Source organism: Paenibacillus solanacearum (assembly GCF_910593845.1).
GTDB classification, from domain to species: Bacteria; Bacillota; Bacilli; order Paenibacillales; family NBRC-103111; genus Paenibacillus_G; species Paenibacillus_G solanacearum.
The window spans coordinates 26555-41113 of sequence record NZ_CAJVAS010000038.1 but is presented as its reverse complement, the minus strand read 5'-3'; the positions used below and the strand labels follow the sequence as shown (position 1 = coordinate 41113).

The window sequence follows — 14559 nt, the reverse complement described above, 5'->3', positions numbered from 1 at the left end:
AGAACGAGGAGGTGTCACACAATGGCAAAAAAGGTCATCAAAATGGTAAAGCTTCAAGTTCCTGCAGGTAAAGCGAATCCGGCACCGCCGATCGGTCCTGCACTCGGTCAAGCAGGGGTTAACATCATGGCGTTTTGTAAAGAATTCAACGCCCGTACAGCCGACCAAGCTGGCTTGATCATCCCTGTCGTTATCACGGTATTTGAAGATCGCTCCTTCACATTTGAGACGAAAACGCCTCCGGCTGCCGTATTGCTGCGCGTAGCTGCAGGGATCGAAAAAGGATCCGGCGAACCGAACAAAAAGAAGGTTGCAACTGTAAAGCGTTCGAAAGTACGCGAAATCGCTGAGCAAAAAATGCCTGACCTGAACGCGGCATCCGTGGAAGCGGCTATGCGTATGGTTGAAGGTACAGCTCGCAGCATGGGCGTCGTAATCGAAGACTAATTCGATTGCACAACCGATTAACAGCTGCACATACATGACAACCGACATAGCTTCGCCTATGTAACGGTTGCATGGTCAGTGACAATCAACACAGTTTCACATGTGTAATGATTGCACTATCAGTGGGAGGACATTCCGCTAATACCACTTAGGAGGACTAACAATGGCTAAACACGGTAAGAATTACCTCGAAGTAGCCAAGCAGATCGATTCTGAAGCGTTCTATGAGCCGCTTGAAGCGATCGAGCTTGTGAAAAAGACCGCACGTGCCAAGTTCGACGAAACTGTTGAAGTGGCCGTACGTTTGGGCGTAGACCCAAGAAAACAAGACCAGGCTGTCCGCGGCGTCGTTGTACTGCCACACGGTACTGGTAAAACAAAACGTGTTCTTGTATTTGCCAAAGGGGACAAAGCAAAAGAAGCGGAAGCGGCTGGCGCTGACTTCGTAGGCGATCAAGACATGATCAACAAAATCCAACAAGGTTGGTTCGACTTCGATGTCTGCGTAGCTACGCCGGACATGATGAGTGAAGTCGGTAAACTCGGCCGTATCTTGGGTGGTAAAGGTTTGATGCCGAACCCGAAAGCGGGTACCGTTACGTTTGACGTAGCGAAAGCCGTTCAGGAAATCAAGGCAGGTAAAATCGAATACCGTCTGGATAAAGCCGGACAAATCCACGCGCCGATCGGTAAAGTGTCCTTCGACGCTGAGAAGCTTGCTGAGAACTTTAAAGCGCTCATCGACGCGCTGAACAGAGCGAAGCCTGCTGCAGCAAAAGGCGTTTACTTGAAGAACGTTGCGGTTTCCTCCACTATGGGACCGGGCGCTCGCGTCAACGCGGCTAACCTCCGATAATAGGAATAGCTTTACAGTTGACTTTCTATAGTCAACCATGCTAACCTGTTAAAGGTCTAACAAACGAATATGCTTACCGTAGACAGTAGGTGCTTCTCTTGGAGGCTTAATTTCCTACCGAGGTGTTATGATATAAGTTCGGTATTCTTTGCTTAATAGTTCAAAGAATTCAGGAATGATCATGCCTTCGCCTTGTCTGCGAAGGCATTTCTCATGTATTGGAGAAATGCCGGACAGATGCACGCATGTGATCGGGGCGTTTACGAGGGTAAGCTTCGCACAATGAAGTTGTAAAATCGCTGCATGAAAAGAGGTGCAAATATGGCAAACGCGAAAATTATCGAGCAAAAAGCGGCGCAAGTGACAGAAGTAAGCGACAAGCTGAAAGAAAGCTCCTGCGCGATCGTTGCGGATTACCGCGGTTTGAACGTAGCTCAAGTGACTGAGCTTCGCAAGCAATTGCGTGAAGCAGGCGTTGAGTTCCAAGTATTGAAAAATACGTTGGTTCGCCGCGCTACGGCAGCATCCGAGTTGTCTGCACTGGATGAGTACTTGAGCGGTCCTACCGCGATTGCATTCAGCAAGGACGACATCGTGACTCCGGCCAAAATCTTGACGGATTTCGCCAAGAAAAACGAGCAACTGAGCGTAAAAGCCGGTGTCGTAGAAGGTAAAGTGGTTGATTTCAGCCAAATCAAAGCGTTGGCAGAACTTCCTTCCAGAGAAGGTCTTCTGTCCATGTTGCTCAGCGTGCTCCAAGCACCTGTTCGCAACTTCGCCCTTGCGGTTAAGGCTGTGGCCGAGAAGCAAGAAGGCGGCGCACAAGAAGCTTAATGATTACAAGCTTTTCGCATCCTAAAAAAATTCATATCGAACGATAAATGGAGGTTTAACCATGAGCAAAGAGCAAATCTTGGAAGCCATCAAAGGCATGACTGTACTTGAACTGAACGACCTGGTTAAAGCAATCGAAGAAGAATTCGGCGTAACAGCAGCAGCTCCTGTAGCTGTAGTAGCAGGCGGCGGAGCAGCAGAAGTTGCTGAGCAAACAGAATTCGACGTAATTTTGACAAGCGCTGGCGCTTCCAAAATCAACGTTATCAAAGTTGTTCGCGAAATTACAGGCCTCGGCTTGAAAGAAGCAAAAGATCTCGTAGACAACGCACCGAAGGCGCTTAAAGAGAAAGTATCCAAAGAAGAAGCTGAAGCCGTTAAAGCAAAATTGGAAGAAGCAGGCGCTGCCGTAGAAGTGAAGTAATACGGATTTGCATGTAAAAGACCCCTTGCAGAGGCGACTCTTCAAGGGGTTTTCTTTTAAGATTAAGAAATTCCTTTTCAATAAAGGTTTCATCCAAGTCACGAATGTATCTTGTAGGAGGGTGATGCGGCTTGTCGGAGCATTATTATTCCCAGAAGCCAAGTACGGCCCACGATCAGCACACGATCGAAGAAATAATGATCGGACGGAAGTTTGCATTTACAACCGATGCCGGTGTCTTCTCCAAACGAGGGATTGATTACGGCTCCAAGCTGCTCATCGAAACGGTACGGCTGCCGGAAGAGGCGAAAGTTCTGGATGTAGGCTGCGGCTATGGACCGATCGGGCTCGCGGCGGCCGTAATTGCGGGTAAAGGGACAGTTACGATGGTTGACATCAACGAACGGGCCATCGAACTGGCGAAGCTCAATGCGAAGCGCAATCAGATTGCTAATGTCGAGATCGTGCAGAGCGATCTTCTGGAGCAAGTGGCTGGCCGCACGTTCGACGCGGTGCTTACGAACCCGCCGATTCGCGCAGGGAAGGATACGGTGCATCGCATTTTTGAGCAGGCATATGAGGCGCTCGCACCTGGCGGCTCGCTCTGGGTTGTCATCCAGAAGAAACAGGGAGCCCCATCTGCCGTCAAGAAGCTGGAGTCTCTGTTTGCCGAAGTAGCGGAAGTGGAGCGCGATAAAGGCTACTGGATACTGAAGGCGACCAAATAGAAGCCAGCCTGAGGCGGAATATGCCGGTTAAGTGAAATTCTAGGATTCGAAAGTTAGCCGTTATATTCCGCCTCAGGAAAATATGTTGACTTGATATTTCGACTGTGGTATTATTATAAAATGTCAGCATTATGATTGGGATATATGTCTTTAGTTGGCTAAAATGTCAAGAAATATTTTTCCTGCATGTAGTGTATAAAATTAAGGCATTCAACGTATAATGTTTAAATTTTAGGTGAAACCTACATGGTATGAGGAAAAATGCGGAAAGTGATAGGAAAGTCTCCAATTCTCATTTCAGTAATTAGAAGCTTCCTAAAGAAGTTCCAACTTCGGGCAATATTTACTCGAGAAGGCTTCCCAAGAGGCTTTTATTTTGTTCCATTGAGTAGACATGAGGGGTGAATCTAAGTTGGCGGGTCATCTTGTTCAATTAGGTCGACGTAAACGCAGGTCGTACGCGCGCATCAATGAGGTTTTGGATATTCCGAACCTGATTGAGATCCAGCAAAAATCATATCAGTGGTTTTTGGATGAAGGGCTGCGCGAAATGTTTCAGGATATTTCCCCGATACAGGATTTTACGGGGAATTTGGTGTTGGAGTTTATTGACTATAGCTTGGGTGAGCCCAAATACTCGGTTGATGAATCCAAGGAACGCGACGTCACCTTTGCAGCACCGCTTCGTGTGAAAGTTCGGTTGATTAATAAGGAAACCGGAGAGGTAAAAGAGCAGGAAGTATTTATGGGCGATTTTCCTCTGATGACGGAGACGGGTACGTTTATCATTAACGGCGCCGAACGGGTTATCGTCAGTCAGCTGGTTCGTTCTCCTAGCGTTTATTTTAGCACGAAAGTCGATAAGAATGGCAAGAAAACATACACGGCTACGGTCATTCCGAACCGGGGCGCATGGCTTGAGCTCGAGACCGACGCTAAAGACATCGTCTACGTTCGAATCGACCGGACGCGGAAAATTCCAGTCACCGTGCTGCTGAGAGCGCTCGGTTTCGGTACCGATGCGGAGATTATTAATCTGCTCGGCGATAACGAGTATATCCGCAACACGTTGGACAAGGATAACACCGATTCGACGGACAAAGCGCTGATCGAAATTTACGAACGCTTGCGTCCAGGCGAACCGCCGACGCTCGATAATGCCAGAAGCTTGCTGGTCGCTCGTTTCTTCGATCCGAAGCGCTACGATTTGGCTAATGTCGGCCGTTACAAAATCAACAAAAAGCTGCATATCAAAAACCGGCTGTTCAATCAGCGTTTGGCTGAAACGCTGGTCGATACCGCCACTGGGGAAATTATTGCCGAGGCGGGCCAGTTGATCGATCGCCGTTTGCTTGATTCTATTATGCCTTATCTCGAAGAGAGCGTTGGCTTCAAAGAATATACTGCCGTCAACGGGGTTATGGAAACGAATCAAATTCCGCTGCAGGCGATTGACGTGTATTCTCCGATTGATGACGGGAAAATCGTGAAAGTCATCGCCAACGGCAAGATCGACAAGTCGATCAAAAACATTACCCCTGCGGATATCATCGCTTCGATCAACTATTTCATGAACCTGCTTCATGGCATCGGCAGCACGGATGATATCGACCACTTGGGTAACCGTCGGTTGCGTTCCGTGGGCGAATTGCTGCAGAACCAGTTCCGTATCGGGTTGTCCCGGATGGAGCGCGTTGTGCGCGAACGGATGTCCATTCAGGATGTCAACACGATTACGCCGCAGCAGCTCATTAACATTCGTCCTGTTATCGCATCGATTAAAGAGTTTTTCGGCAGCTCCCAGTTGTCGCAGTTTATGGACCAGACGAACCCGCTGGCCGAACTGACGCACAAACGCCGTTTGTCCGCTCTCGGACCCGGCGGTTTGACAAGGGAACGCGCAGGCTTTGAAGTGCGCGACGTGCATCACTCTCACTATGGACGGATGTGCCCGATCGAAACGCCGGAAGGTCCGAACATCGGTTTGATCAACTCGCTCTCCACCTTTGCGCGTGTGAACGAGTTCGGTTTTATCGAAGCGCCGTACCGCCGCGTTGATCCGAATACGGGTATCGTCACAGACGATATTGCTTATTTGACCGCTGACGAGGAAGATAACTACGTTGTCGCACAGGCGAACGCCGAGCTTACGGAAGAAGGCAAATTCGCTAACGATACGGTTATCGTTCGTTACAAAGACGATATTTTGACGCTTCCTAAAGACCGCGTCGACTATATGGACGTATCGCCGAAGCAGGTTGTGTCCGTGGCGACAGCGCTCATTCCATTCCTTGAAAATGACGACTCCAACCGTGCGCTTATGGGTTCGAACATGCAGCGGCAGGCGGTACCGCTTCTCATTCCGAAGTCGCCGCTCGTCGGTACGGGCATGGAGCATAAGTCGGCCAAAGACTCCGGCGTATGTATCGTTTCCAAAGTGAACGGTGTCGTGGAGCGCGTATCTGCGAATGAAATTTGGGTTCGCCGCCAGGAGATGGTCGATGGCCGTCTGGTTAACGGTGACTTGATCAAGCATAAGCTCCATAAGTTTTTACGTTCCAACCAAGGAACATGCATCAACCAGCGTCCGATTTGCCATAAAGGCGAGCAAGTGCGCGTAGGCGACATTTTGGCCGACGGTCCTTCAACGGAGCAGGGCGAACTGGCGCTGGGCCGCAACGTCGTCGTTGCCTTCATGACGTGGGAAGGCTACAACTACGAGGATGCGATCTTGCTTAGCGAGAGGCTTGTGAAAGAAGACGTGTATACGTCCATTCACATCGAGGAATATGAATCCGAATCCCGCGATACGAAGCTGGGGCCGGAAGAAATAACCCGAGATATCCCGAACGTCGGCGAAGACGCGCTGAAAAATCTCGACGAACGCGGCATTATCCGCGTCGGGGCGGAAATCGCGGCCGGAGATATCTTGGTCGGTAAAGTAACGCCGAAAGGGGTTACCGAGCTGACTGCGGAAGAAAGATTGCTTCATGCGATCTTCGGCGAGAAAGCTCGCGAAGTACGTGATACTTCCCTTCGTGTACCTCACGGTACGGACGGGATCGTCGTCGACGTGAAGGTGTTCACACGAGAGAATGGCGACGAGCTGCCGCCGGGCGTTAACCAGCTGGTTCGCGTATATATCGCTCAGAAACGGAAAATTTCCGAGGGCGATAAGATGGCAGGACGCCACGGGAACAAAGGGGTTATCGCGCGCATTCTGCCGGAGGAGGACATGCCGTTCATGCCGGACGGTACACCGGTTGAAGTTGTGCTGAACCCGCTCGGCGTTCCTTCGCGGATGAACATCGGTCAGGTGCTCGAGGTTCACCTTGGCATGGCTGCCAGATTCCTCGGCATTCATACAGCCACACCGGTATTTGACGGCGCACGCGAGTATGACGTGTTCGATACGATGGAAGAAGCCGGAATGCAGCGCAACGGCAAGACGCTGCTGTATGACGGTCGTACAGGTGAGCCGTTCGAACGTGAAGTAACGGTCGGCGTCATGTACATGATCAAACTGGCGCACATGGTTGACGATAAAATCCATGCTCGCTCGACAGGACCATACTCACTCGTTACGCAGCAGCCGCTCGGCGGTAAGGCGCAGTTCGGCGGACAGCGCTTCGGGGAGATGGAAGTGTGGGCCCTCGAGGCATACGGCGCGGCGTATACGCTGCAAGAAATATTGACTGTCAAATCCGATGACGTGGTCGGACGGGTCAAAACGTACGAATCGATCGTCAAAGGCGAGAACGTACCGGAGCCGGGTGTACCGGAATCCTTCAAAGTATTGATCAAAGAGCTTCAGAGCTTAGGCATGGACGTGAAAATCTTGTCCGAGAATGAAGAAGAGATCGAAATGAAGGAAATGGATGAAGATGATGAGGTATCGAGCGATAAGCTGAACCTCAATCTTGAAGGCGCGGAACTTGGCGTCGAATAATAAACGTTTGCGTTAGTCGTTTGTCGTGGGCACTATAGCACGCACCACTAGCATCTCGCATCCGTTCGGGTGCAGTACGTTCCACAAAAGTTGGAGGAGGGTTGCTCCTTGATAGACGTTAACAATTTCGAATATATGAAGATCGGTCTGGCTTCACCGGATAAAATCCGCTCTTGGTCCCGTGGCGAAGTGAAGAAGCCCGAAACGATCAACTACAGGACGCTTAAGCCTGAAAAAGAAGGGCTGTTTTGCGAGAAGATTTTCGGGCCGACCAAAGACTGGGAGTGCCACTGCGGCAAATACAAACGCGTTCGTTACAAGGGCGTCGTTTGTGACCGCTGCGGCGTCGAAGTTACCCGTCAAAAAGTGCGTCGCGAACGCATGGGGCATATCGAACTGGCTGCGCCGGTATCGCATATTTGGTACTTCAAAGGGATTCCGAGCCGCATGGGCCTTGCGCTCGATATGTCGCCTCGTTCCCTGGAAGAGATCATTTATTTTGCATCTTATGTTGTGACCGACCCGGGGGATACGCCGCTGGAGAAAAAGCAGCTGCTCTCCGAGAAGGAATACCGCAGTTATAGAGAGAAATACGGTTACGCATTCCAGGCAGGCATGGGTGCGGAAGCGGTCAAAAAGCTGCTTCAGGACATCGACATCGAGAAAGAAGTCGACACGCTGAAGGAAGAGCTCAAAACCGCTCAAGGCCAGCGCCGCAACCGGGCGATCAAACGTCTGGAAGTCATGGAAGCTTTCCGTAATTCGAAAAATATGCCGGAGTGGATGGTACTGGACGTACTGCCGGTCATCCCGCCGGAGCTTCGTCCGATGGTGCAGCTGGACGGCGGACGTTTCGCCACGTCCGACTTGAACGATTTGTACCGCCGCGTCATCAACCGGAACAACCGTCTGAAGAGACTGCTGGATCTCGGTGCGCCGGACATCATCGTGCAAAACGAGAAGCGGATGCTGCAGGAAGCCGTCGACGCGTTGATCGATAACGGCCGCCGCGGTCGTCCAGTTACTGGACCGGGCAACCGTCCGCTCAAATCGCTGAGCCATATGTTGAAAGGGAAACAAGGCCGTTTCCGTCAAAACTTGCTCGGCAAACGGGTTGACTACTCCGGCCGTTCCGTAATCGTCGTCGGACCGAACCTGAAGATGTATCAGTGTGGTCTGCCGAAGGAAATGGCGCTGGAATTGTTTAAGCCTTTCGTCATGAAAGAGCTTGTAAACAAAGGGCTTGCCCATAATATCAAGAGCGCGAAGCGCAAAGTGGAGCGCGTCAGTCCGGAAGTATGGGATGTACTGGAGGAAGTCATTAGGGAACATCCGGTACTGCTGAACCGTGCCCCCACGCTGCACAGACTGGGGATCCAGGCGTTCGAACCCATCTTGGTCGAAGGCCGCGCCATCAAGCTGCATCCGCTCGTGTGTACAGCATATAACGCCGACTTTGACGGTGACCAAATGGCCGTTCACGTACCGTTGTCGGCAGAGGCGCAAGCGGAAGCACGCGTTCTGATGCTGGCCTCCGGCAACATCCTGAACCCGAAGGACGGCAAACCGGTCGTTACGCCTTCGCAGGATATGGTGCTCGGCAGCTTCTATTTGACGACGGACAACAAGCGCGCCAAGGGCGCAGGGACCATTTTGCGTACCGTATCCGAGGCTGTGTCGCTCTATCATAGAGGAGATGCTTCCTTGCATGCGCGCGTTGCGATTCCGGCCAAAGCGCTCAACAAAACGAGCTTTACGCCGGAACAGCAAGAAGCGGTGCTCATTACGTCCATCGGTAAAATTATTTTCAACGAAATTTACCCGGCAGATTTCCCATTCATCAATGAGGCGACCAAAGCGAATCTGTTGAACGGGATTTCGGATAACTATTTCGTATTTGGCAAAGGCGGAGACATCCGCGGCAAAATGGAAGAACTCCCGGAGACGAAAGCCGTCGGCAAAGACTACCTCGGCTCGATCATCGGAGAATGCTTCCGTCGTTACCACACGATGCGCACGTCTGTCATTTTGGATGATATCAAACAGCTTGGCTTTACGTATTCCACACGTGCCGGTATTACGGTGGCCGTGGCGGACGTTACTGTTCCGAAGGAGAAGGATGAAATTCTTCGCGATTCGGAAGATAAAGTCAGTGTCGTCACGAACCAATATCGCCGCGGCTTGATCACGGATGACGAACGGTACGACCGCGTCATTTCGATCTGGAGCAAGGCGAAGGACGAAATTACCGACGTATTGATGAAATCGCTCGACAAATATAATTCCATCAACATGATGGTTGAATCGAAAGCACGGGGTAACAAATCGCAGATTACTCAGCTCGGCGGGATGCGTGGTCTGATGGCGACGCCGACAGGCCGGATCTACGAGTTGCCGATCAAATCGAACTTCCGCGAAGGCCTGACGGTATTGGAATACTTTATTTCCACGCACGGCGCACGGAAAGGTCTTGCCGATACGGCGCTCCGGACAGCGGACTCGGGTTACTTGACGCGTCGTCTCGTCGATGTGGCGCAGGACGTTATTGTGCGCGACGAAGATTGCGGTACGGATAAAGGCTTCATTGTAAGCCGTATTCAGGACGGCAAAGAAGTGATTGAGGATCTGTACGATCGGATCGAAGGGCGTTATTCCTTTGAAACGATCCGCGATCCGAAAACCGGTGAAGTTATCGTGCCCCGCAATGGATTGATCGAGTCGCCTATCGCCGATCGAATCATTGAAGCAGGTATTGAGAAGCTGCAAATTCGCTCCGTACTCAGCTGCCGTTCCCGTCACGGCGTCTGCAAAAAATGCTATGGACGCAACTTGGCTACAGGCCAGCACGTGGAGATTGGCGAAGCTGTCGGCATTATTGCGGCGCAGTCCATCGGTGAACCGGGAACGCAGCTCACGATGCGTACGTTCCATACCGGTGGTGTTGCGGGCGACGACATTACGCAAGGTTTGCCGCGGATTCAGGAGCTTTTCGAGGCTCGGAATCCGAAAGGGCAGGCGACGATCTCCGAGATCGACGGTGTGATCAAGGAAATTCGCGAAGCGAAAGACCGCCGCGAGATCGAAGTGCAAGGCGAAGCCGAATCGAAGGTATATTCGATGCCTTACGGTTCCCGTATTCGGGTTACCGTCAATCAAACGGTTGAGGCAGGTGACGAGCTGACCGATGGATCCATTGACCCGAAAGAGATGCTGCGCATCAAGGGGATCCGCGGGGTGCAAAACTACATTTTGCAGGAAGTACAGCGCGTTTACCGGAACCAGGGCGTTGAGATCAACGACAAGCATATCGAGGTTATGATTCGCCAGATGCTGCGGAAAATCCGTATAATTGAGGCGGGGAATACCACGCTGCTGCCGGGATCGTTCGTTGACATTCACGAATACGAGGAAGCGAACAAGGTGGCGCTGTTTGCCGGCGATGAACCGGCGGTTGCTAAACCGGTGCTTCTTGGTATTACGAAAGCGTCGCTGGAGACCGACTCCTTCTTGTCCGCGGCATCATTCCAGGAAACGACTCGTGTACTGACGGACGCTGCGATCAAAGGGAAAGTCGACCAACTGCTCGGCTTGAAAGAGAATGTTATTATCGGCAAACTCATACCGGCAGGTACGGGGATGCCAAGATACCGGAATATCCGGATTACAGATCCAAATGCGGTAGAGCAAGATGAATTATTGGCAGAAGCCGAAGCGGTCACTGTCGAGTAAATCAAGGCTAACCGGCTTGCCTTCGAAAAGCTATGAAAAAAAGTTTTCGAAGGCAAGCGTCTATCCTTGACACGGTAAAACCGAGATGCTAATATATCGTAGTGTGCCATTTTATAAGAAACAGCTGTCTCTTTGGAGGATATGATTCATGTCTTATGATAAAGTGAAACAGGCTGCCAAAATAACAATCGGCACAAAACATGCGACTAGAACGGTCGAGCAAGGAATTGCTTCGGAAGTTTTCGTTGCTAAAGATGCAGATCCGCGAATTACGATAAAAATGGTTAACCTTTGCAAGAAAATGGGGGTTAAAGTAACATACGTGGACTCTATGAAATTGCTAGGTAAAGCGTGTGGAATTGAAGTAGGCGCCGCGATGGCTGCCGTAGTGAATGAATAGAACGAATCCGTTTTTGTCTGAGAAAAAGCACGAAGTTCGAAGGCAAAAGCTTTTCCTTTGTTCATTTACGATTCGCCTGGATCTGTGGGCTTGAAATTGTAGGATCATGATCTTGAAGGAGGTGGCCAACATGCCAACAATTAACCAACTCGTTCGTAAAGGACGCGAAGCAAAAGTTGTAAAATCCAAATCCCCGGCTCTTCAAAGAGGTTTCAACGCCTTGAAAAGAGAAGCGACGGATCTGAGCTCCCCTCAAAAGCGTGGCGTATGTACTCGTGTAGGTACCATGACGCCAAAGAAACCGAACTCCGCTCTTCGTAAATACGCGCGTGTTCGTTTGACTAACCGTGTAGAGGTTACTGCTTACATCCCGGGTATCGGACACAACCTGCAAGAGCACAGCGTCGTGCTGATTCGCGGCGGTCGTGTTAAGGACCTTCCAGGGGTTCGTTATCACATCGTTCGTGGCGCGCTCGACACTGCAGGTGTAAACAACCGCAAACAAGCTCGTTCCAAGTACGGCGCTAAGCGTCCGAAAGTGAAGAAGTAATAACAAAAACAAGAATGAACTTTTTGAGAAAGGGGGATAACTATGCCTCGTAAAGGTCCAGTTACTCGCAGAGACGTATTGCCAGATCCGATTTACAATAGCAAGCTTGTTACCCGTCTGATCAACCGCATCATGATTGATGGGAAAAGAGGAACGGCGCAAACGATTCTTTATAACGCTTTTAACACGATTCAAGAGCGTACGGGCAAAGATCCGATGGAAGTGTTTGAAGCAGCAATTAAGAATATCATGCCTGTTCTTGAAGTTAAAGCCCGCCGTGTTGGGGGTGCCAACTATCAGGTGCCGGTAGAGGTAAGACCGGAACGCCGTACGACGTTAGGTCTTCGTTGGCTCGTGAACTATTCCCGTCTTCGCGGTGAGAAGACAATGGAAGAAAGATTGGCTCAAGAAATTATCGATGCCAGCAACAACACCGGCGCTTCCGTTAAGAAGCGTGAAGATACGCACAAAATGGCAGAAGCCAACAAAGCGTTCGCGCACTATCGTTGGTAAAATATTATTCCTACTTTTAGGAAGGAGACAACCTGATGGCAAGAGAGTTCTCCTTAAAAGATACGCGTAACATCGGGATCATGGCGCATATCGATGCCGGTAAGACGACCACGACAGAGCGCATCTTGTTCTATACAGGACGTACGCACAAAATCGGTGAAGTTCACGAAGGTGCTGCGACAATGGACTGGATGGAGCAAGAACAGGAGCGCGGGATTACGATTACTTCCGCCGCTACGACGGCTCAGTGGAAAGGCCACCGCATCAATATTATCGACACCCCGGGACACGTTGACTTCACCGTTGAAGTTGAACGTTCCCTGCGCGTATTGGATGGAGCTGTAGGTGTATTCAGTGCGAAGGAAGGCGTTGAGCCTCAATCGGAAACGGTTTGGAGACAGGCGGACCGTTACGGTGTTCCTCGGATTGCTTACGTAAACAAGATGGACATCATCGGTGCGGATTACTTGCAAGTAATTCAATCGATGCGTGAGAAGCTTGGCGCAAATGCCGTAGCGATTCAATTGCCGATCGGTGCCGAGAACGATTTTGTCGGCGCGATTGACATCATTGAGCGTCAGTCCTATGTGTACAAAGACGATTTGGGCAAAGATCCGATCGTTGGCGATGTACCTGAGGAATTCAAGGAGCAAGTGGAAGAGCTTCGTCTTGAGCTGGTCGAGAAAGTGGCCGAGCTTGACGAAGAACTCATGATGAAATACCTGGAAGGCGAAGAGCTGACTGTGGAAGAAATCAAGAGCGCACTCCGTAAAGGCGTATGTTCGGTTAAAATCTTCCCGGTTGTTTGCGGTTCTTCGTACCGCAATAAGGGTGTTCAAATGATGCTGGATGCGGTTATCGCATACCTTCCTTCTCCAATCGATGTTCCTGACATCAAAGGTACGCTGGAAGACGGTACGGAAGTTGTACGCAAATCTGCTGACGACCAACCGTTTGCCGCATTGGCATTCAAAATCATGACTGACCCGTTTGTCGGTAAGCTTACGTTCTTCCGCGTATACTCCGGTGTCTTGAACTCCGGTTCGTACGTATTGAACGGAACGAAAGGCAAGCGTGAGCGGATCGGCCGTATTCTTCAAATGCATGCGAACAGCCGTCAAGAGATCACCGAAGTATATGCCGGTGACATTGCAGCTGCCGTAGGTTTGAAAGATACGATCACGGGCGATACGCTGTGCGACGAGAAGAACCCGGTTATTCTCGAGTCGATGAACTTCCCTGAGCCAGTTATCCAGCTTGCGGTTGAGCCGAAAACAAAGGCTGACCAAGACAAGATGGGTATCGCGCTTGCGAAGCTCTCCGAAGAAGACCCGACGTTCCGCGCGCACACAGACGAAGAAACAGGCCAAACGATTATCGCCGGTATGGGTGAGCTTCACCTCGAGATCATCGTTGACCGTATGCTTCGCGAGTTTAAGGTAGAAACCAACGTGGGTAAACCACAGGTTGCTTACCGTGAAACATTCCGTCAGCCTGCGAAGGTTGAAGGCAAGTTCGTTCGCCAATCCGGCGGCCGCGGTCAATACGGCCATTGCTGGGTTGAATTCGAACCTCTTGAGCCGGGCACAGGCTTCCAGTTCGAGAGCAAAATCGTCGGTGGTGCGATTCCTAAAGAATACGTCGCTCCGATTCAAGCCGGTATTGAAGAGTCCATGAAGAACGGCGTATACGCTGGCTTCCCGCTCGTAGATATCAAAGCTACTGTAGTGGATGGTTCCTACCACGATGTTGACTCCAGTGAAATGGCGTTCAAAATCGCAGGTTCCATGGCGCTCAAAGCTGCAGCCGAGAAATGTCGTCCTGTATTGCTTGAGCCGATCATGAAAGTAGAAGTTACCGTTCCGGAAGAGTATATGGGCGACGTTATGGGCGACCTGAACTCCCGCCGGGGCCGGATCGAGGGGATGGATGCACGCTTTGGCGCACAAATCATCCGCGCGAAAGTGCCTCTTTCCGAAATGTTCGGTTACTCCACGACACTTCGTTCCCGTACGCAAGGTCGCGGTGTGTACTCGATGGAAATTTCGCATTATGAAGAAGTGCCTAAGTCCATTGCAGAAGAAATTGTGGCAAAGCACAAAGGCGCTTAATATAAATTGATTATTTAA

Annotated in this window: 11 protein-coding genes and 1 other annotated feature; all 11 genes read left to right on the top strand. The window is 50.8% G+C overall.

Annotation, left to right across the window (positions count from 1 at the left end; translation table 11 throughout):
* Positions 1–21: 21 nt before the first annotated feature.
* The 11 genes from rplK (at position 22) to fusA (ending at position 14541) form a co-directional block, all read left to right on the top strand.
* Complete coding sequence (gene rplK / locus KXG62_RS26910; protein WP_072338039.1) at positions 22–447, top strand: 50S ribosomal protein L11; 426 nt, start codon at positions 22–24, stop codon at positions 445–447.
* Positions 448–610: 163 nt separating this feature from the next.
* Positions 611–1303, top strand: coding sequence for a 50S ribosomal protein L1 (gene rplA, locus KXG62_RS26905; RefSeq protein ID WP_218095123.1), 693 nt, complete (start codon positions 611–613; stop codon positions 1301–1303).
* Positions 1304–1361: 58 nt separating this feature from the next.
* Positions 1362–1524 (top strand) — a sequence feature (ribosomal protein L10 leader region).
* A gap of 100 nt (positions 1525–1624) precedes the next feature.
* Positions 1625–2137: a 50S ribosomal protein L10 gene (gene rplJ, locus KXG62_RS26900; protein WP_218095122.1), complete on the top strand. Its 513-nt coding sequence runs from the start codon at positions 1625–1627 to the stop codon at positions 2135–2137.
* A 61-nt stretch (positions 2138–2198) separates the two neighbouring features.
* The gene (gene rplL, locus KXG62_RS26895) at positions 2199–2561 is read left to right on the top strand and encodes a 50S ribosomal protein L7/L12 (protein WP_218095121.1); all 363 of its coding nucleotides are present in this window, start codon (positions 2199–2201) and stop codon (positions 2559–2561) included.
* Positions 2562–2692: 131 nt separating this feature from the next.
* On the top strand, positions 2693–3289 hold the full coding sequence (locus tag KXG62_RS26890) for a class I SAM-dependent methyltransferase (protein ID WP_218095120.1): 597 nt from the start codon (positions 2693–2695) through the stop codon (positions 3287–3289).
* Positions 3290–3683: 394 nt separating this feature from the next.
* A complete protein-coding gene (rpoB, locus tag KXG62_RS26885; RefSeq protein WP_218095119.1) occupies positions 3684–7238 on the top strand; it encodes a DNA-directed RNA polymerase subunit beta in 3555 nt (1184 codons plus the stop codon).
* Positions 7239–7346: 108 nt separating this feature from the next.
* The gene (gene rpoC, locus KXG62_RS26880) at positions 7347–10967 is read left to right on the top strand and encodes a DNA-directed RNA polymerase subunit beta' (protein WP_218095118.1); all 3621 of its coding nucleotides are present in this window, start codon (positions 7347–7349) and stop codon (positions 10965–10967) included.
* A gap of 148 nt (positions 10968–11115) precedes the next feature.
* Positions 11116–11367, top strand: a complete 252-nt coding sequence (locus tag KXG62_RS26875) for a ribosomal L7Ae/L30e/S12e/Gadd45 family protein (protein WP_218095117.1) — start codon at positions 11116–11118, stop codon at positions 11365–11367.
* A gap of 130 nt (positions 11368–11497) precedes the next feature.
* Positions 11498–11917, top strand: coding sequence for a 30S ribosomal protein S12 (gene rpsL / locus KXG62_RS26870; RefSeq protein ID WP_218095116.1), 420 nt, complete (start codon positions 11498–11500; stop codon positions 11915–11917).
* Between the two features lie 42 nt (positions 11918–11959).
* Entirely contained in the window at positions 11960–12430 is a 471-nt protein-coding gene (gene rpsG, locus KXG62_RS26865; RefSeq protein ID WP_218095115.1) for a 30S ribosomal protein S7, read from the top strand.
* A gap of 35 nt (positions 12431–12465) precedes the next feature.
* The gene (fusA, locus tag KXG62_RS26860; protein WP_218095114.1) at positions 12466–14541 is read left to right on the top strand and encodes an elongation factor G; all 2076 of its coding nucleotides are present in this window, start codon (positions 12466–12468) and stop codon (positions 14539–14541) included.
* Positions 14542–14559 lie beyond the last annotated feature (18 nt).